Source organism: Mycolicibacterium llatzerense, assembly GCF_000878195.1.
Taxonomy (GTDB): Bacteria; Actinomycetota; Actinomycetes; order Mycobacteriales; family Mycobacteriaceae; genus Mycobacterium; species Mycobacterium llatzerense.
In genome coordinates this window covers 24,133-43,142 of the sequence record NZ_JXST01000016.1, presented here as the reverse complement: position 1 = coordinate 43,142, position 19,010 = coordinate 24,133, and the positions used below count along the sequence as shown (strand labels likewise).

General features: G+C 66.4%; 20 protein-coding genes. 15 read left to right on the top strand and 5 right to left on the bottom strand.

The features are described from left to right. Positions 1-71 precede the first annotated feature (71 nt). The 7 genes from TL10_RS12875 (at position 72) to TL10_RS12850 (ending at position 6,629) form a co-directional block, all read left to right on the top strand. Positions 72-1,349 carry an alkane 1-monooxygenase gene (locus TL10_RS12875; RefSeq protein WP_043985950.1) on the top strand — a complete coding sequence of 426 codons (1,278 nt, stop codon included), beginning with the start codon at positions 72-74 and terminating at the stop codon, positions 1,347-1,349. Positions 1,350-1,351: 2 nt separating this feature from the next. Continuing rightward, the gene (locus TL10_RS30150; protein ID WP_081936571.1) at positions 1,352-1,525 is read left to right on the top strand and encodes a rubredoxin; all 174 of its coding nucleotides are present in this window, start codon (positions 1,352-1,354) and stop codon (positions 1,523-1,525) included. Further along, positions 1,522-1,707, top strand: a complete 186-nt coding sequence (locus tag TL10_RS12870; protein ID WP_043392374.1) for a rubredoxin — start codon at positions 1,522-1,524, stop codon at positions 1,705-1,707. The genes TL10_RS30150 and TL10_RS12870 overlap by 4 nt, the downstream gene beginning before the upstream one ends. Beyond that, positions 1,704-2,360, top strand: a complete 657-nt coding sequence (alkX, locus tag TL10_RS12865) for a TetR family transcriptional regulator AlkX (protein ID WP_043985949.1) — start codon at positions 1,704-1,706, stop codon at positions 2,358-2,360. The genes TL10_RS12870 and alkX overlap by 4 nt, the downstream gene beginning before the upstream one ends. Positions 2,361-2,483: 123 nt before the next feature. Beyond that, positions 2,484-3,944, top strand: a complete 1,461-nt coding sequence (ahcY, locus tag TL10_RS12860; protein WP_043392376.1) for an adenosylhomocysteinase — start codon at positions 2,484-2,486, stop codon at positions 3,942-3,944. A 274-nt stretch (positions 3,945-4,218) separates the two neighbouring features. After that, positions 4,219-4,740, top strand: coding sequence for a hypothetical protein (locus TL10_RS12855; protein ID WP_051954651.1), 522 nt, complete (start codon positions 4,219-4,221; stop codon positions 4,738-4,740). A 68-nt stretch (positions 4,741-4,808) separates the two neighbouring features. After that, complete coding sequence (locus tag TL10_RS12850; protein WP_043985980.1) at positions 4,809-6,629, top strand: CocE/NonD family hydrolase; 1,821 nt, start codon at positions 4,809-4,811, stop codon at positions 6,627-6,629. An 11-nt stretch (positions 6,630-6,640) separates the two neighbouring features. Here TL10_RS12850 and TL10_RS12845 read toward each other — a convergent pair whose 3' ends face one another. Continuing rightward, positions 6,641-6,940 (bottom strand): hypothetical protein, encoded by a 300-nt coding sequence (locus TL10_RS12845; protein ID WP_043985948.1) that lies wholly within the window; start codon positions 6,938-6,940, stop codon positions 6,641-6,643. A 125-nt stretch (positions 6,941-7,065) separates the two neighbouring features. Between TL10_RS12845 and TL10_RS12840 the strand changes: the two genes are divergently transcribed. After that, the gene (locus TL10_RS12840) at positions 7,066-7,998 is read left to right on the top strand and encodes a carbon-nitrogen hydrolase family protein (protein ID WP_043985947.1); all 933 of its coding nucleotides are present in this window, start codon (positions 7,066-7,068) and stop codon (positions 7,996-7,998) included. After that, positions 7,995-8,405, top strand: coding sequence for a hypothetical protein (locus tag TL10_RS12835; RefSeq protein ID WP_043985946.1), 411 nt, complete (start codon positions 7,995-7,997; stop codon positions 8,403-8,405). Before TL10_RS12840 ends, TL10_RS12835 begins: the two co-directional genes overlap by 4 nt. Here TL10_RS12835 and TL10_RS12830 read toward each other — a convergent pair. Both TL10_RS12830 and TL10_RS12825 read right to left on the bottom strand, forming a co-directional pair. After that, positions 8,368-9,021 carry a TetR/AcrR family transcriptional regulator gene (locus tag TL10_RS12830; protein WP_043985945.1) on the bottom strand — a complete coding sequence of 218 codons (654 nt, stop codon included), beginning with the start codon at positions 9,019-9,021 and terminating at the stop codon, positions 8,368-8,370. The genes TL10_RS12835 and TL10_RS12830 overlap by 38 nt on opposite strands. Positions 9,022-9,054: 33 nt before the next feature. Then, complete coding sequence (locus TL10_RS12825; RefSeq protein ID WP_052506404.1) at positions 9,055-10,389, bottom strand: HNH endonuclease; 1,335 nt, start codon at positions 10,387-10,389, stop codon at positions 9,055-9,057. 196 nt (positions 10,390-10,585) lie between these two features. Here TL10_RS12825 and TL10_RS12820 point away from each other — a divergent pair, with 196 nt between their 5' ends. The 6 genes from TL10_RS12820 to TL10_RS12795 all read left to right on the top strand — a co-directional run bounded on the left by TL10_RS12820 (position 10,586) and on the right by TL10_RS12795 (position 17,203). After that, complete coding sequence (locus TL10_RS12820; RefSeq protein ID WP_043985944.1) at positions 10,586-11,635, top strand: hypothetical protein; 1,050 nt, start codon at positions 10,586-10,588, stop codon at positions 11,633-11,635. A gap of 46 nt (positions 11,636-11,681) precedes the next feature. Continuing rightward, positions 11,682-12,311, top strand: coding sequence for a dTMP kinase (locus TL10_RS12815; RefSeq protein WP_043985943.1), 630 nt, complete (start codon positions 11,682-11,684; stop codon positions 12,309-12,311). An 87-nt stretch (positions 12,312-12,398) separates the two neighbouring features. Continuing rightward, complete coding sequence (gene mtrA / locus TL10_RS12810) at positions 12,399-13,085, top strand: two-component system response regulator MtrA (protein ID WP_020102929.1); 687 nt, start codon at positions 12,399-12,401, stop codon at positions 13,083-13,085. Positions 13,086-13,128: 43 nt separating this feature from the next. After that, positions 13,129-14,781: an MtrAB system histidine kinase MtrB gene (mtrB, locus tag TL10_RS12805; RefSeq protein WP_043985942.1), complete on the top strand. Its 1,653-nt coding sequence runs from the start codon at positions 13,129-13,131 to the stop codon at positions 14,779-14,781. After that, positions 14,778-16,538 carry an MtrAB system accessory lipoprotein LpqB gene (gene lpqB, locus TL10_RS12800; RefSeq protein WP_043392397.1) on the top strand — a complete coding sequence of 587 codons (1,761 nt, stop codon included), beginning with the start codon at positions 14,778-14,780 and terminating at the stop codon, positions 16,536-16,538. The genes mtrB and lpqB overlap by 4 nt, the downstream gene beginning before the upstream one ends. 35 nt (positions 16,539-16,573) lie before the next feature. Beyond that, positions 16,574-17,203 (top strand): ComF family protein, encoded by a 630-nt coding sequence (locus TL10_RS12795; RefSeq protein WP_043985941.1) that lies wholly within the window; start codon positions 16,574-16,576, stop codon positions 17,201-17,203. 50 nt (positions 17,204-17,253) lie between these two features. On the opposite strand, the gene TL10_RS12790 is transcribed toward TL10_RS12795, so the two are convergent. Together TL10_RS12790 and TL10_RS29620 are read right to left on the bottom strand one after the other, a co-directional pair. Beyond that, positions 17,254-18,213 (bottom strand): hypothetical protein, encoded by a 960-nt coding sequence (locus TL10_RS12790; RefSeq protein ID WP_043985940.1) that lies wholly within the window; start codon positions 18,211-18,213, stop codon positions 17,254-17,256. Beyond that, positions 18,204-18,893: a hypothetical protein gene (locus TL10_RS29620; RefSeq protein ID WP_131630737.1), complete on the bottom strand. Its 690-nt coding sequence runs from the start codon at positions 18,891-18,893 to the stop codon at positions 18,204-18,206. The genes TL10_RS12790 and TL10_RS29620 overlap by 10 nt, the downstream gene beginning before the upstream one ends. Positions 18,894-19,010: the final 117 nt, after the last annotated feature.

The following is a 19,010-nucleotide window of genomic DNA, read 5'->3' as shown; positions in this document are numbered from 1 at the left end:
CCACCTGCAGCGGTGACGGCTGCCACAAGTCGTTTTACAAAATCGCCTCCAATGTCTAGACCGGCGACAAAATGCGATCTATAGTCAAGATCACAAGTTGTCGGCAAACCAATGGAGGTGGACCCGTGTCAGTCGAGGTATCCGACGTCAACGTTGAGCAATGGCGTGATCGCAAGCGTCATCTGTGGCTCATGGGCCTGATCGCGCCCACGGCGCTGTTCGTGATGCTCCCGCTGATCTGGGCACTGAACCAGGCGGGATGGCACGCGTTGGCGCAGGTGCCGCTGTGGATCGGCCCCGGCCTGCTCTATGTGCTGCTGCCGATCCTCGACCTGAAGTTCGGGCCCGACGGGGAGAACCCGCCCGACGAGATGATGGACCAGCTGGCGAACGACAAGTACTACCGCTACTGCACCTACGTCTACATCCCGTTCCAGTACGCCAGCGTCATCATGGGCGCGTACCTGTTCACCGCCAAGGACCTGAGCTGGCTCGGCTTCGAGGGCGGGCTGGCCTGGTGGGCCAAGCTCGGCGTCGCACTGTCGGTCGGCGTGCTGGGTGGCGTCGGTATCAACACCGCGCACGAGATGGGGCACAAGAAGGAGAACCTCGAGCGCTGGCTGGCCAAGATCACCCTGGCTCAGACGTTCTACGGCCACTTCTACATCGAGCACAACCGCGGTCACCACGTCCGCGTCGCCACCCCGGAAGACCCCGCGTCGGCCCGCTTCGGTGAGACCTTCTGGGAGTTCCTGCCGCGCACCGTGTGGGGTGCCCTGAAGTCCTCGGTCGAGCTGGAGGCCCAGCGCATCCGTCGCCTCGGACGCAGCCCGTGGGACCCCCGCACCTACCTCAAGAACGACGTCCTCAACGCGTGGCTCATGTCGCTGGTGTTCTTCGGCGTCCTGATCGCGGTGTTCGGGCCCGCGCTCATCCCGTTCGTCCTGATCCAGGGCATCTACGGATTCAGCCTGCTGGAGTCGGTCAACTACCTGGAGCACTACGGCCTGCTGCGGCAGAAGACCGAGAGCGGACGCTACGAGCGCTGCGCGCCGGTGCACAGCTGGAACTCCGACCACATCGTCACCAACCTGTTCCTGTACCACCTGCAGCGGCACAGTGACCACCACGCCAACCCGACGCGTCGCTACCAGACGCTGCGCAGCATCGACGGCGCCCCGAACCTGCCCAGTGGCTACGCCACCCTGATCGGCCTGACCTACATCCCGCCGCTGTGGCGCCGGATGATGGACCACCGGGTCATCGAGCACTACGACGGCGACATCACCAAGGTCAACGTCCACCCGCGGGTGCGGAACAAGGTGATGGCCAAGTACGGGGTGGCCTGAGTATGAGGTCATACGCTTGCCCGGGCTGTGGTTATGTCTATGACGAGGCCAAAGGGGCTCCGCGTGAAGGGTTTCCGGCCGGCACGGCGTGGGATGATGTCCCCGACGAGTGGTGCTGCCCCGACTGTGCGGTCCGCGAGAAGGTCGATTTCGAACAGGTGGGAGTGAACCAATGAGTGAGCCGTTCAAGAAGTTCGTCTGCCTGCAGTGCGGCTTCGAGTACGACGAGGAGAAGGGCTGGCCGGAGGACGGCATCGCGCCCGGCACCCGCTGGGCCGACATCCCCGACGACTGGAGCTGCCCGGACTGCGGCGCTGCCAAGGCCGATTTCGACATGGTGGAGGTCGTGGCGTCGTGACCGCCGCCGCCGCAGTACCCGACGGACCCGAGGTGCCGCGCCCCGCGGCACCTCGTGTGCCGTACGCCGAGGCCTCGCGGGTCCTGCTGCGGCACTCGATCCTGGACGGCATGCGAGAGCTGTTGCTGGCCAAGGACTGGTCGTCCATCACGCTCTCCGACGTCGCCCGCGCCGCCGGCATCAGTCGGCAGACCATCTACAACGAATTCGGCTCGCGCCAGGGCCTGGCCGAGGGCTACGCGATGCGCCTCGCCGATCGCCTGGTCGACGCCGTCGAGCACTCCATCTACGCCAACGTCGGTGACATCCACGCGGCGTTCCTGCAGGGCTTCCGGATGTTCTTCACCGAGTCGGCGTCCGACCCGCTGGTCATCTCGTTGCTGACCGGCGTCGCCAAGCCGGATCTGCTGCAGATCATCACCACCGACAGCGCGCCGATCATTTCGCATTGTTCTGTGCGCCTGACCGAGATCTTCCGCAGCAGCTGGGTGCGGACCTCCGACGAAGACGCCGGGGTGCTAGCTCGGGCGATCGTCCGGCTGGCGATCAGTTACGTGTCAATGCCGCCGGAAGCGGACCACGATGTGGCCGCTGACCTGGCCCGGCTCATGACGCCGTTCGCCGACCGTTACGGTAGTACGGATACTCCGTAGCCGTCAGCGCGCCATGCGAGCAGTTTTCTTGGTGCCTGTCCCGCGAGCCCGCAGGCCATGGGGTCACTCCGGTGCGCTTTGGCGCACGCACAGGCAACTGACGAATGAATGGGGCTCTAATCCATGACGGAATTGAAGGCAGACGTCCGTAACGGCATCGACTACAAGGTCGCCGACCTGTCCGAAGCCGAGTTCGGCCGCAAGGAGATTCGCCTCGCCGAGCACGAGATGCCCGGCTTGATGGCGCTGCGTCGCGAGTACCACGACGTGCAGCCGCTCAAGGGTGCACGCATCTCCGGCTCGCTGCACATGACCGTGCAGACCGCGGTGCTCATCGAGACGCTGACCGCGCTCGGCGCAGAGGTCCGCTGGGCGTCGTGCAACATCTTCTCCACCCAGGACCATGCCGCCGCGGCGATCGTCGTCGGCCCGCACGGCACTCCCGAGGAGCCCAAGGGCACCCCGGTCTTCGCCTGGAAGGGCGAGACGCTGGAGGAGTACTGGTGGTGCGCCGAGCAGATGCTCACCTGGGACGGCGAGCCCTGCAACATGATCCTGGACGACGGCGGCGACGCCACCATGCTGGTGCTGCGCGGTGCGCAGTACGAGAAGGCCGGCGTCGTGCCGCCCGCCGAAGAAGACGACTCGGCCGAGTGGAAGGTCTTCCTCGAGCTGGTGCGCAACGGCTTCGAGAACGACAAGACCAAGTGGACCAAGATCGCCGAGTCGGTCAAGGGTGTCACCGAGGAGACCACCACCGGCGTGCTGCGCCTGTACCAGTTCGCCGCCGCGGGTGAGCTGGTCTTCCCGGCCATCAACGTCAACGACTCGGTCACCAAGAGCAAGTTCGACAACAAGTACGGCACCCGCCACTCGCTGATCGACGGCATCAACCGCGGCACCGACGTGCTGATCGGTGGCAAGAAGGTGCTGATCTGTGGCTACGGCGACGTCGGCAAGGGCTGTGCGGAGTCGATGGCCGGACAGGGCGCGCGCGTTGCGGTCACCGAGATCGACCCGATCAACGCGCTGCAGGCGCTGATGGACGGCTTCGACGTCGTCACCGTCGAGCAGGGCATCGCCCAGGCCGACATCGTCATCACCGCGACGGGCAACTACGACATCATCCTGCTCGATCACATGAAGGCCATGAAGAACCAGGCCATCCTGGGCAACATCGGCCACTTCGACAACGAGATCGACATGGCAGCGCTCGAGAAGTCCGGCGCCACCAAGCTGAACATCAAGCCGCAGGTCGACCTGTGGACCTTCGGTGAGACCGGCAAGTCGATCATCGTGCTGTCCGAGGGGCGTCTGCTGAACCTGGGCAACGCGACCGGCCACCCGTCGTTCGTGATGTCGAACTCGTTCTCCAACCAGGTCATCGCCCAGATCGAGCTGTGGACCAAGAACGACGAGTACGACAACGAGGTCTACCGCCTCGCCAAGCACCTCGACGAGAAGGTCGCGCGCATCCACGTCGAGGCTCTCGGCGGCACGCTGACCAAGCTGTCGAAGGACCAGGCCGAGTACATCGGCGTGGACGTCGAAGGCCCGTACAAGCCGGAGCACTACCGCTACTAAGTAGCCTTCGCGGCACGAGCAAACGCGAAAGCCCCCAATTCTCAAGGGAATTGGGGGCTTTTGCGTGCCCGCGAAAGGTGTGACGTAATCGCCTTGGGGCGGATGGGTGTGAGATTAGCTGAGGCGTGCGCCTGCGGTGGCGGCTTATATTGCAATGCGCGATAATTACGATTCCGGCGACGCGCTGCAGTGTTTGCTGAAGAACTGCTGATCAGCGGGTTTCAGAGTTAGAATTTCCGCACATCAGGGCACCCTCGTGACGGGAGGTCGAGGCATGCGAAACAACCCGGTGGGAAGGCTCGTCGCGTTGCTGGCCCTGGTTGGGGTGGCGTTGACCGGCTGCGACGGCGTGAATCTGGGCAGCCTCGACTTCTTCGGCGGCACGTCGCAGCCCGTCAAGGGCCCGCCGGTACCGCCGGGGATGGTCCGGCACGACGTCCAGCAATTGGTCTGGCAGTTCCCGCAACTGCACAAGCCCGACGAAGCGGTGTGGGTCACCTGGAACAACAGTGGTGATCCCAGCCTGGCCGGCAAGGTGAACTGGATCGACGCGGTGGTCAAACTGTCGCCTGCGGAGACCACCCGGCTGTTGGCGGAGTACCACCCGGTTGCCACCGACCGGCAACCGATGGTGCAGAAGATTCTGCAGTCGGAGCTGCCCGACGGTCCGTACCTGTCGGGCCCCGAGCTGAACAAGCTGTTCTCCAGCCCCACCATGGCGACCCAGGCGTTCCTGGACCGGGATCAGAACGTCCTGGTCCTGACGACGACGTCGGGCGGCCGCGGGCTTCCGTAACCGCCTGCGCACACCCGATTTCGGCGAGGCACTAGCGTAGAAGCGTGCGCGCTTTGATCCGCGGTGCGGTGTTCGCGATGGTGCTGGTGCTGTTGGCCGCCTGTGGTGCCGACCGCCCGCCGGGCTCGCTGTTTCCTGCTGCCGCGGGTCGGGGGCCGTGCGCGGTCGATACTCAACGCGACGTCGGCGCCACCATGCGCGACGGCGTCGTCCTGCGCGCTGACGTATACCGCCCGAAGACCGCTGACCCCGTACCGGTGCTGCTCATGCGCACGCAGTACGGAAAGTCGGGGGCGCAGACCTCGCCGGAGCGCTACCAGCCGCCGGACTGGTTCGCCTCGCACTGCTATCTCGTTGTCATTCAAGATGTTCGGGGCCAGGGCAGCTCCGGCGGGGTGTTCAGTGAGTTCACCAACGACATGGCCGACGGCTACGACACCGTCGAATGGGCAGCCGGACTGCCCGGGGCCAACGGCAAGGTCGCCATGTACGGGTCGTCGTATGTCGGTGCGACGCAGTGGCTTGCGGCGGTGACGGCGCCGCCGCATCTGGTGACCATTGCGCCGGCCAACACGGCGTCCGACTACTACGACGGCTGGACCTACGAGGGCGGCGAGTTCCGGCTGGGGTTCGTGCAGCCGTGGGCCATCGATTCGATCGCCCTCGGGGCCGCGCAGAACCGCCGGGACGCCCAGGCGGAGCAGCTGTTGCGGGATGCTGCAGCCGACCCGACCCGCTGGCTGAATTTCCGCCCGCAACAAGACCTTCCGCCGATGCAGCCGCACAACCCGGCGGTGGCGCCGTGGTATTTCGACTGGGTCCGGCACAACACGCGTGATGCCTTCTGGCAGCAGCTCAGCATCCGCGACCGGTATCCGGCAGTGCGAATTCCGGTGCTGCACTTCGAGGGCTGGTACGACGCCTTCCTGGCCGGGGGAGTGGAGAACTTCGCCGGGATGGTCGCCCACGGCGGCAATGACGTTGCGCGTGCGAACCAGCGCTTGGTGATCGGGCCGTGGGACCACGTGGCCTGGGGCCGTCCCGATTCCGAACCTGCCCCGATGCTCAAAGACATTGGGGCAGTGGGCAACAGTCCGATCAACGAGCTGATGCTGGCCTGGTTCGACCACTTCCTCAAGGGAGTCGACAATGGCGTGGCCGGCAAGCCGCGCGTCGACTACTTCACCATGGGCTCCAACACCTGGCAGACGGCCACCAATTGGCCACTGCCACAGACTCAATGGATCAACTACTTCCTGTCCGGCGCCGGCGGTATCGCCGACCGCGAGGGGAAGCTGCTGTCCGTCCTGCCCGGACCGCAGTCGCCCGACACCTACACCTACGACCCGCTGAACCCGGCTCCGAGCCTGGGCGGGCACTCGTGCTGCGGTGCGCGTTCCGGTCCGCAGGGACCCTATGATCAGACACCCGTGGAGCAGCGCTCCGACGTTCTGGTCTATACCGGCGACCCGGTGCCTCACGCCACCGAGATCACCGGGGCGGCCACCGTCACGCTGTGGGCCCAATCCTCTGCGGTGGACACCGATTTCACGGCCAAGCTGGTGGTGGTCAAGCCAGACGGGACGGCCGTCAATCTGAACAACGGGATTCTGCGGGCGTCGTTCCGGGACTCGCTGTCAGCACCGACGCCGATCGTGCCCGGTCAGCCCTACCAGTACCGCATCCAAATCTGGCCCACCAGTTACCAACTCAGCGCGGGGGACCGGGTGCGGGTGGAGATTTCCAGCAGCGACTACCCGCAGTTCGCGCCGAATCCCAACACCGGGGCGCCATTCGGGCGCGACGCGGCGACCGTGGTGGCGACGCAGACCATCCTGCACGACCCGGCGCATCCGTCGTCGATCACGTTGCCGGTCATCGCGCACTGAGCTTCCGGGCGCTACTTGCTGCAATCCAGTGACACGGTGATGGTCCGGCGGACCACCACGCGGATGACCTGATCGCGGTTGCCGGGACCGTCCACCCGAATGAGCCTGGTCTGCTCCTGCGGGTTGCGGACACTGGTCACCACACACTGATCGAGCGGCCCGCTGCCGACCCGGTCGACGTTGACGTGGAATCCCTCGGCCTCCAACTGGCCGATCGTGGCGATGGCTGACTCGGCCGCTGCCGGCGCGGCGGGGGCAAGAACGGCGGCAGTGGCGGCGAGAGTAATGAGAGTTATTAGTGCAGTACGCATCTCAGGGTCCTTCCGGTCCTATACCCGTTGACACGTAGGGCGCGCGGAAATCGTTCAATGCGGTGTAGGGGCTGCCCCGCCGAACATTTTTATAGTATCGTTCAGTTATGAGTGAGGCTACAAAAATGGTACTGGCGGCTGCCGTCCAGACGGAGGCGAAGGTCGGTGACATCGACTACAACCTCGAGGACTGCGAGCGTCTCGTGAACCGGGCCGCCGGTGACGGCGCGAGCTGGGTGGTACTGCCCGAGTTCTTCGCCACGGGCGTCGGTTTTCTCCCTGAATTGGCCGAGAATGCGCCACCGGCCGACGGCGAGCCGACCAAACTCCTTGCGCGCCTTGCGCAGTCACACGGCATCCATGTCGGCGGCTCCGTCATTGTTCGCGACAGCGATGGCGAGACCCGCAACGCGTTCTTCCTCTACGGTCCCGGCGGAGACCTCGTCGGCCGCCATGACAAGGACCTCCCCACGATGTGGGAGAGCGCTCTCTACACCGGCGGCACCGACCCGGGCCGCTTCGAGGCCGGTGAGCATTCCGTCGGCGTGGCCATGTGTTGGGAACTCATGCGCTCGCAGACCGTCGCCCGACTCGGCGGGCAGGTCGACCTGGTCGTCGGCGGTTCGGGCTGGTGGAGCCTGCCGGCCAACTGGCCGCTGCTCACGCGTCTCGAGCCCGGCAACCAGGTTCGTGCGACCCGGGCGCCCGCGACCTTCGCCCGCCACGTCGGCGCACCGGTCATCCACGCCGCCCACGCCGGAACCGTTGAGTGCCGCTTCCTCGGAACCCCGTTCACGTATCGAGGCCACTTCGAGGGCGGCGCTCAGATCGTCGACAAGACCGGCCGCGTCCTCGCCCGTCGAAGCCGTGAGCAAGGTGAAGGCATCGCCATGGCCCAGGTCGAGTTGGGCCGCACGACCGAGACGTATGCCAGCGACCGGTTCTGGCTCCAGCAGCGCGGAACCATCGCCGCCGCGGCGTGGAGCTACCAGAACCTGGTCGGTCGCCGCTTCTACGACCGCGCGCAGGCCGCGCGGCGCAAGGAGATCAACGCGTGAGCGCGCGTCCCTCCGGGCTCGTCACCTCCGGTGTCGTCGAGCTCGCCGCCGCAGCCCTGTCCGGGTGGGTATACACGCTCGCGATGACCGACAAAGAAAAGGCCGAGCGCCTGGGCATCGTCAGTGCCGAGCGCGTGCGGCAATGGCACCTTGACCTGGTCATGCTCGGGACCTGCACCGTGGCTCTCGGGCTTGCGGTCCCCGACGCCCCGAAGATCGTCCAGCGCTCGCTGGCCACCGGCGCGTGGAGCAACGCGATGCTGTTCCTGCCACTGGCGTTCGAGCCAAAGCTCTTTCAAGACAAGAAGTATCAGGCAGCGGCGGGGGTTTCGTTCGTGTCGACGACCGTCGGGTTCGTCGGGATGGCTGTTACGGCCGTGCGCCGTCGACGCGCAGCGCGTCACTGAGGAGTTGCAGGCCCACGTTGAGGGTCTGTTCGAGCTCGGCGTCGTCAACGCGTAGGCGATCCTGACGCAACGCCAAAGCGATGACGCCGTTCCATGCGCCCCAAACGAAGCGCATCACGCGGGCGAGGTCCAGATCGTCGCGGATCTCGCCCGCCTGCGCTGCCAGTACCAGGTCGGCATGTACGGCACCGACAAGGGCTTCGACGCGATCGGCAATGCGACTTTCCACCTCCGGGTCGTCCTGGCCCGAGCCCGGCTCGAGGACGCGCAGCGCAATCATCTGGAACGCGCCCGGCTCCTCGAGGTGGAACCGGAGATACGCCTCGCCAGCCGCAAGGACCCGCTCGAGCGGGCTTGCGATGTTCTGCTCGGCAACTCGAGCCATCGCCTTCTCGTTCAAGTCCAAGGCCCGTTCGACCAGTGCCAAATACAGGCCTGACTTGTTCTTGAAGTGCACATAGACGGACCCGACCGAGACATCGGCCTGTTCGGCCACGTCGTCAATCGTGGTGGCCCGAACGCCACGCTCACGAAAGAGCACCTCGGCGGCATCCAGGATCGCGGCATAGGTTCGCGCTTTTTTCCGCGAACCCCGCGACTCCTCGACCCCGGTCATGCGCGCCAACCTACCGTCTGGTGTGCCCCCGATTCAGGCAGCGTGGATTCTTACGACGTGGATGTCGCTGGTGAGTACCCGGGCACCGGTGGGGGTCGGTGGCGCGGTGCTGCGGTAGGTCCGGCCGGTAGGTGTGATGACCTCGGTCGTGTGCCGACCGTATTGGTCATAGATGGTTCTGGTCTGCCACCCGGGCTGTTCCTTGGTGTAGTTGCACCTTTCGCAGAGTCCTTGGCCATTGCGGGCACTGGTGGCGCCATGGGCGGCGTGTGGGTTGACGTGGTCGATGTGGCGGATGGGGGCGTCGCAGTAGGGGGTGCGGCAGGTTTGGTCGCGCAGTTTGATGAGCCACTTGAGGCCCTTCGGGAATGCGCGCGCCCGTGATTCCATGGCGACGAGGTTGCCGGTGGCCGGGTTGGCGTACAGCCTGCGTACCGCGGCGTCGGTATCCGGGTCGACCACCGTGGCCCAGATCATCTGGCGCGCAACGGCCGCTGGGATGGGGCCGTAGCCGTCGAGGATCGCGGGTTCGGTGCCCTGGGCCAGCAGGCTTTCGTCGGACAGCACCAGATTGATGGTGATGGGGACGGCGGCGCCGACGTCGCGACCGGTGGTGCGGCGGTAGAACGCGTCGGCCAACAGCTGTCCGCGGCTGCCGAGTCCGCCGCCGCTGGCGATCGATTCGGCGGCTGCGTCGGCCGCATCCTGTTGCAGTGCCTGCTGCACGGCACAGGCTTCGGCGGCGGTGAGTAGGGCGGTGACATATGCCATGCCGTAGGGCGCGGGACGCACAGTGACGGTGCGGTCGCATTGGTGGCGGCTCATTGCGGCCAGGACGGCGTCGCTGTCGAGCCGGAAGGCGATGCGCCCGGCGTCGGCGTGGATCTTCTTGTCGCCCTTGCCTTCTAACTTGGCCGGGTCGGCGCACAGTTCGGCGTCGAGTGCCCGCCGGTTCTCGGGTGACAGGCACTCCGCATGGCCGGTGATGATCATGGCCCGGTGCTCGGTGAGCATTCCGCCGGCCAGTGCGGCCATCGTGTGAGGCATGTCGTCGACCAGGATGCGGGACATCTTCAGGTACCTGGCGCCGTGCCACGGCGAGGCTTGGCGAGCCAGCCCGATTTCGGTGGCGAGGCCCTTGCCGCGCTGAGACGCCGGCACGTGCTCGGCGTCTTCGCGTGCCTTGCGCTTGGCTTGCAGCAGTGCGGTCACTTGGGCCTGGGCTGCCGCGATGCTGGAGGTGGCGCGGCTCATCGCGGCGAGTTGATCGACCAACGCCGCCTCGGTGGCGTCGGGATCGATGGCGAGTTGATCGACCAACGCCGCCTCGGTGGCGTCGGGATCGATGGCGAACAAGGCCTCGCACATCTGTTCGATACTAGTTGCGTTGTGTGGTGCGGCGCAACCGTGAAATCGCGTGAATTATCCTGTGGTGCAACATGATTCGGGCCATCGACGCAGCATTCAGCGACCGGCCTCCGCCCACGTTCATGACGGTACCGCCTGCCACCGACAAAGAAATTCGTGTCAGAAGCCCTCCGGTTTCGCCCTTACGTTGGATGGCGTGGATGAAGCGCCGTTGGTACCCCCGACAATCGGTAAGGGCAAGTTCGAGGCCGCGGTGGTTGCGGCACGGATCATCACGCTCGCCGAAATCCTGTACATCCCCGGCTTCACCGAGCTGACCCCCGAGCAGATGTCTCGAGTGGCCTACACGCCGTTCAACATGCAGTGGGTATCGCGTCCCGTGTACTGGATGCAGAGCGGTCGCAGCGCTCAGTGGCTGCGTGGTGTTGACTCCGGCTATCAGGCCGACCAGGTGGCGCTGGAGGAAGGCGTGCGCGCCCATTTGCGCCACGTGGTTGCCACGGCGGCTGCCGGGGACACAACTGCGCTCGACCAACTCGACTACGGGGTGCCGTCGACGGTCACCGGGCCGCGCAAGCTGGCGGAGCTGTGTGCCGCCGACGAGGTGGCGGTGTTCGAGTCCCCGGTCCCGGACATGGCGGGTCCGTTCGGGGTGATCGCGTCGTGTGGCGATCCTGCCGAGCGTGTGCAGCTGGCACTGGCCCGGTGGAATGACGATTTCCTGGCCATGGTGCCGGGTTTCGCGGACGCACTGCGAACGCGCCTGCGCGACGTGCGCGTCAGCTTCTGGCGTGAGGATGGCGTCGCGCTGCTGTATTACTTCGAAGGCGCCGACGGTGATTCGCTCATCTGGGTGGGTTGGGATCCGCGGTTCAATCCCGGACCGACTCCGCCGTATTGGGAATCCCTGCCAGCCGCGGTGCGCACGTTCCTCGCCGACGTGCACCCCGGTTTCACCATGCTCGACGGTGAGTCCTACGGGCTGGCGCAGCCGTCGTACATGTCCACGTTCGCCGCGTGGGCGGGCTTTCCCGATTTTCCCGACGGCATCCCGGATTGGAACACCGAGGACCGTATCGCTTCGACGCAGATGCTGTGGCTGACCACCAACGGCGGCGACACCGCCTGGTGCACCTCACCGGAACTGGAGGTCGGGCAGGTGGCGGTGAATTTCGAAGGGGACTTCAGCGTTTCAGAACTCGGCCCAGAGCTCGATCAGTTGATGCTGCGGCCGTTGGGATTGTGAGCGTGGCCGCCAGGGCACACGCCCGGGCGGCAATTACGCTCCTACCGTGCTGATCGCAATCGAAGGCGTCGATGGTGCGGGGAAGAACACCCTGACCCAGGGGCTGCGGGCGCAGTTCGAAGCCCGCGGCAAGTCGGTGACCACCGTGGCGTTCCCGCGGTACGGCCGGTCCGTCGAGGCGGACATCGCGGCCGAGGCGCTCCATGGTCAGCATGGCGACCTCGCCGAGTCGGTGTACGCCATGGCGATGCTGTTCGCGCTCGACCGCGCCGGCGCCAAAGCCGAGATCGCAGCGATGAACGACGCGCACGATGTTGTGATCCTCGATCGGTACGTCGCCTCCAACGCCGCGTACAGCGCGGCCCGGCTGCATCAGGACGCGGACGGGGACGTCGTCGCCTGGGTGCGGCAGCTGGAGTTCGAGCGATTGGCGCTGCCGGTGCCGGACTGGCAGCTCTATCTGAATGTGCCGACGGAGTTGGCCGCTGAGCGGGCGGCGCGCCGGGAAGCTCAGGACTCTGCCCGCACCCGCGATGCCTACGAGCGCGACGGGGGTCTGCAGGGCCGCACGGGCGCGGTATACACCGCGCTGGCGGCCGAAAACTGGGTCGGGCGTTGGGCTTTGGTCGCCCCCGACGTCGACCCGGGGGAGCTGGCCGGACGACTCCTGGGCTGACCCGGCTGCGCCGTTTACCAGCAAGTTGTCAGGTAAGAAGCAAAACACCCATCGGAGATCACAGCTTTATCGCGATCTGGTGACACCATGGACGCCATGAGGCAACGCATTCTGGTCGTCGACGACGACCCATCTCTGGCCGAGATGCTCACCATCGTGCTGCGCGGTGAAGGCTTCGACACCGCCGTCATCGGTGACGGCAGCCAGGCGCTGACTGCGGTCCGCGAGCTGCGCCCTGATCTGGTGCTGTTGGACCTCATGCTGCCTGGAATGAACGGCATCGACGTGTGCCGTGTGCTGCGCGCCGACTCTGGCGTGCCCATCGTCATGCTGACCGCCAAGACCGACACGGTCGACGTGGTGCTTGGCCTGGAGTCCGGCGCCGACGACTACGTCATGAAGCCGTTCAAGCCGAAGGAGCTCGTGGCGCGGGTGCGGGCGCGGTTGCGCCGCAACGACGACGAGCCGGCAGAGATGCTGTCCATCGCCGACGTCGACATCGACGTGCCGGCCCACAAGGTGACCCGTCAGGGTGAGCAGATTTCGCTGACTCCGCTGGAGTTCGACCTGCTCGTCGCCCTCGCGCGGAAGCCGCGCCAGGTGTTTACTCGTGACGTGCTGCTCGAACAGGTGTGGGGCTACCGTCACCCGGCAGACACCCGTCTGGTGAACGTCCACGTGCAGCGGCTGCGGGCCAAGGTCGAGAAGGACCCGGAGAACCCGCAGGTGGTGCTGACCGTTCGAGGAGTGGGATACAAGGCCGGACCGCCGTGATCGGTCGGCTCGTCAAGCCCGAGCCTGAGACCGTAGGGCGCCGGTGATCTGGGGATCCCGACGGCGTATCCGTGGCGGTTTCGGCTCGGGCGCTTTCGTGCGTGGGTTGGGTGCTGTCGGCCGGGTGGTCGGCTACGCCTGGCGCCGCTCGTTGCAACTGCGCGTGGTGTCCCTGACTCTGGGGTTGTCCCTCGCTGTCATCCTCGTGCTGGGTTTTGTGCTGACCAGTCAGATCACCGACCGCATCCTGGAAGCCAAGGTCCGCGCCGGCACCGAAGAGGTCGAGCACGCCCGAACCACAGTTGGCGGCATCGTCGGCGGCGAGGAGACGCGCTCGCTGGGCAGCAGCCTGCAGTTGGCGCGCAACACCCTCATCGACCGCAAGGTCGATTCGGGCTCCCGCCTGGCCGGTGCCTTCGACGCGGTTCTGGTGGTCCCCGGTGACGGTCCGCGCGCGGCCACATCGGCCGGCCCGGTGGGGGAAATTCCGAACTCCTTGCGCGACTTCGTCAAAGCCGGACAGGTCAGCTACCAGTACGCCACCGTCCACACCGACGGCTTCTCCGGTCCCGCGCTGATCGTCGGTAGCCCGACGTCGTCGCAGGTCACCAATCTCGAGCTGTACCTGATCTTTCCGCTGAGCAACGAAGAGAGCACGATCGCGCTGGTGCGCGGCACCATGGCCACCGGTGGCATCGTGCTGCTGGGTCTGCTGGCGGCCATCGCGCTGCTGGTGGCCCGGCAGATCGTGCTGCCGGTGCGGTCAGCGTCGCGCATCGCCGAGCGGTTCGCCGAGGGCCACCTCACCGAGCGCATGCCCGTGCGCGGCGAGGACGACATGGCGCGCCTGGCGGTGTCGTTCAACGACATGGCCGAAAGCCTGCACAAGCAGATCACCCAGCTCGAAGAGTTCGGAAACCTGCAGCGCCGCTTCACCTCTGACGTCAGTCACGAACTGCGGACGCCACTCACCACGGTCCGCATGGCCGCCGACCTGATCTATGACCACAGCGAGGACCTCGAGCCGGCGCTACGGCGCTCGACCGAGTTGATGGTCAACGAACTCGACCGCTTCGAGACGCTGCTGGCCGATCTGCTGGAAATCTCCCGGCACGACGCCGGTGTGGCCGAGCTGTCGGTGGAGTCGGTCGACTTGCGCGACACCGTGCAGAGCGCGCTCGACAACGTCGGGCACCTGGCCGACGACGCGAATATCAAACTCGCCGTGCATCTTCCGGACGAGGCCGTCATCGCCGAGGTGGATCCCCGCCGCGTCGAGCGCATCCTGCGCAACCTCATCGCCAACGCGATCGACCATGCCGAGAAGAAGCCAGTGCAGATCAAGATGGCGGCCGACGTGGATACCGTGGCAGTGACGGTCCGCGATTTCGGCGTGGGTCTGCGACCGGGCGAGGAGAAGATGGTGTTCAGCCGGTTCTGGCGGTCCGACCCCTCGCGGGTGCGCCGCTCCGGTGGCACCGGCCTCGGCCTGGCCATCAGCATCGAGGACGCCCGCCTGCACCAGGGCCGGTTGGAGGCCTGGGGCGAACCCGGCCACGGCGCCTGCTTCCGGCTCACGCTGCCGCTGGTGCGGGGCCACAAGGTGACCACGAGCCCGCTGCCGCTCAAACCTGCTGGGCCCAAATCGGTTACGGCCCTGTCTGCCGGGGAACTGCCCGCCGTGGAGACCTCGTGAAGGGGGCATTGGCGGTCTGCGCCGTGCTGCTGCTGGTGTTGACGGGGTGCGCTGGGGTGCCCAGTTCGTCCGCGCCGCAGGCCGTGGGCACCGTCGACCGGCCCGCGCCGCGCAATCTGCCGACACCGTCGCCGGGCATGGACCCGGACCTGCTGCTGCGTGAATTCCTCAAGGCCACCGCCGATCCCGCGAACCGGCACCTCGCCGCACGCCAGTTCCTCACCGAATCGGCATCCCGCTCCTGGGACGATGCCGGTAGCGCCCTGCTGATCGACCGCGTCGTGTTCGTGGAAACCCGTGGCACGGACAAGGTTTCGGTGACCATGCACGCCGACATCCTGGGCTCGCTATCGGATGTCGGGGTGTTCGAGACGGGGGAGGGCGCGCTGCCCGACCCCGGTCCCATCGATCTCGTGAAGACGCCGCGGGGCTGGCGCATCGACAAGCTGCCCAACGGGGTTTTCCTGGATTGGCAACAGTTCCAGTCCACCTACAAGCGGGACACGCTCTACTTCGTCGACCCGACCGGCAAGACCGTCGTACCGGACCCGCGCTACGTCGCAGTGTCCGACCCTGACCAGTTGGCCACCGAACTGGTCACCAAGCTGCTGTCCGGGCCGCGGCCCGAGATGGCCAGCAGTGTCCGGAATCTGATGGCTGCTCCGCTGCGGCTGCGTGGTCCGGTGACCCGGGCCGACGGTGGCAAGACCGGTGTCGGGCGCGGCTACGGCGGCGCCAGGATCGACCTGGAGAGCCTGTCGACCACTGACCCGCACAGCCGGCAATTGCTTGCGGCGCAGATTATCTGGACGTTGTTCCGGGCCGGGGTCAACGGCCCGTACGTGATCAACGCCGACGGCGCCGCTCTCGACGATCGGTTCGCCGAAGGCTGGAACACCTCCGACGTCGCGGCCACCGACCCGGGTGCCGACCCCGGCGCCGCGGCGGGATTGCATGCCCTGGCCGGCGGATCGCTGGTGTCCCTGGAAGGCGACAACGCGCCGCGGGTGGGCGGGGCCTTCGGGCAACTGCCGGGCCAGACCTCGGCCGCGCTGTCGCGCAGCGGGCAGGAGGTCGCCTCGGTGGTGACGTTGCGGCCCGGTGCCCCGGACATGGCGCAGTCGCTGTGGGTGGGCCCGGTCAACGGCGACGCCGCGCAGGCGCTCGACGCGCACACCCTGTCGCGTCCCAGTTGGTCGCTCGATGACGCGATCTGGATCGTGGTCGACGGCACCAACGTCGTGCGGGCGATCCAGGAGGCGGCGTCGGGCCAACCCGCCCGTATCCCCGTCGACTCGTCGGCCGTGGCCACCAAGTTCCCCGGCCCGATCAGCGGGCTGCAGCTGTCCCGGGATGCCACGCGGGCCGCGATGGTGATCAACGGCCAGGTGATCCTGGCCAGCGTCGAGCAGGGCCAGGGTGGTCAGCTCGCGCTGACCTACCCGCGCCGACTCGGTTACGGCCTGGGCAACACGGCGCTGTCGCTGTCCTGGCGCACCGGCGACGACATCGTGGTGACCCGCACCGACGGCGCGCATCCCGTCTCGTACGTCAACCTCGACGGCGTGAATTCCGATGGGCCAACACGGAATCTGGTGGTTCCGGTGTCCACCGTGGCGGCCAACACCTCGACGGTGTATATCGCCGACCAGCGCGGGGTCCTGCAGCTGTCTGGCTCAGCAGCGGACAACAACCTGATGTGGACCGATGTCCGGCCGCTGATGGTCGCCGGCGCGCTGCCCGTGCTTCCTGGCTGAGTCGGCCTGTCACACCCCTGCGTCATGCTGACCTCATGCTCGACCTGGTCCTGCCTGTCGAATGCGGTGGCTGCGGTGCACCGTCGATCCGCTGGTGTGCCGCCTGCACGGCGGAACTGACCGTCCGCCCCGACGAGCCGCACGTGGTCACGCCGCGCGCGGACCCGGGGGTGCCGGTCTTCGCGCTCGGCCGTTACGCCGGCGCGCGGCGGCAAGCCATCGTGGGCCTCAAAGAGCACGGCCGGACCGATCTCGTCGCGCCACTGGCGGACGCGGTCGCCGCGGCTTTGCGGACGATGATCGCCTGGGGCCTGATCGTGCCGCCGCTGACGGTGGTGCCTGCACCGACCCGGAGCCTGGCCGCCCGGCGCCGCGGCGGCGACCCCGTCGCGAAGATCGCGCGCGCCGCGGCAGCGGATCTGCCGGGTGTCGCGGTCGAGCCGGCGCTGGCCATGCGCGCCTTCACCCGCGACTCCGTCGGGCTGTCCAGCGCGCAGCGCCAACGCAACATCAACGGCCGGGTCCGGCAGCGGACTCCGGTGGCGGGGGAGGCCATTGTGTTCGACGATGTGGTGACGACGGGCGCGACGGCGGCTGAGTCGGTTCGGGTCCTGCAAACATCCGGAGTGCAGGTTTCGGCCGTGCTCGCGATAGCCCACGCTTGACTTGGCTGGAAACAGCGCCGGTTGGGACTGCGGCGACCGGCGGAGCGGATTCAGCGGATGTCGGTGCGCAGACGCCACACGATCAGCGAAAGTGCTCCCAACAGTGAAATGGCGAAACTGCTGAGACTCCGCACTCCGGCGTTCCAGTGAGTAGTGAGTGGCGCGATGATCGCCTGCAGAGTGAGGAATGAAGTCAACAGCGCGACGCCGAACTCCTGACTTTGCCGAGTGAGTGACGAGCGAGTGTCTCGCCGGACGAGTATCGGCGAAAGTTGTTGTATGCCAAGCCGTTGCCGTGCGTCACTGTCAAGCCACAACGGTGAGAGATCGTCGCCGACCACACCCAATATCTGCTTGGGGCAACGATAGCGAGCGTCCCACAGCCGGTCTCGTGTCTGTTCCTGGTCGTCGCGACGTTGGGCGATCTCATCGGACCCAAGCGCCAGGGCTTTGGCGGCGACAACTGACAGGGCCCGGCGACCTTTCTTGTCGGTCTTCGCCGCGAAGAGCAGAACCAGGGATCCGGGATTTGTTCCGATGGCGGCAAGATCATCGGACCTGATACGGCACAGGTCCTTCTCGATATCGGCCGGCTTGGGGGGCGCTGCTCGCAGCATGACGTATCGCCGCCCGGTGATGACACTGGTCAGGCTGCGTAGTCGATTGCGGTACGAAGCGTAGACGGGCTCGACGGCCAAGCCTTCGATGACCGGGCTGACAGCCGGCAAGATGGTCGGCATGCCAAGTGCGGTTCTGATCGTTTGGTCACATCGCATCTGGGTGCCGGAGCAGCCCCGATCTGCGATGACATAAGCCAGCACGCCAAGTCGACGTGTGGGGTCGAAACTGCGGGTCAGATACGTCAGCCGTAGATGGCCGGCGGCGCGGCCCGCCAACTCTGGGGACATCACCACGACATACGGTTGGCCCAGGCGCTGGTGATCGCGGGCCGACGTCGCTCCGACCGTCATGGGAGGAAGCGATTGCGGCGAGAAGTCGACTACGGCCATCTGGATCCCCTTGGCGCCAATTGCCGATTCAATGCTGCGTGCAGTTCGCGGTCCATGATGACGGCGTGGACCAGCCCCGCGGCGTCGAATCCGAGGATCTCAGCTACAACATCGATCGCCGTTCGCTCGCTGATTTCCGCGAAGGTCCTATTGCTGCCAGGGATGTCTGCCAGTGCGGCTGGACGATCACCGATGAGTAGCGCTCCGGAGCGTGCGACGTACGTCAGCACTCGCCGGCCGGGTAGCTCGGGGAAACAACCATCCGGCATTTCGACCAGGTCGTAGCCCACCCCGAGTGATTCGGTGCTGTTCATCCGCTCCAATTGACGTCCGTTCAGGAACGTCACGTGCACTCGGATCGACGTCCCCGGAGATGGATATGGCGTAGCGGGAATCGATCCGTACTTGGAGACCCTCGCGGCATATACGGAGTCGAAGTCCCGGATTTCGGTGTAGAGGACCGGAATAGCTTCGGTCACCGCTCCGTCCGGCGGAAACTTGCGACTGAGCTGAGATGGTGAGGCGTTTGAGCCGACGGCCGCGACCGGCACCAGCTGACGGTCCTCGATCATTTCGTAGTCGAACGGGTCCGGTGTGTGGGTCTGTGGGTTGAACACAAACGAGTGGCGAGGGATGTCGAACGGATAAGCGACCGCGTGTTCTAGGTCCGGGTCGGACATAGAGGTCAGGGTAGCGGTCCCTCAAGGCTTGGGCCGGCAAGATGAATGACCGGCCGTCGCGGGCGTTTTGTTCATGGTTCAGGCGGCTGGCAATAGCACAGGGCTGAACTTCCGGCC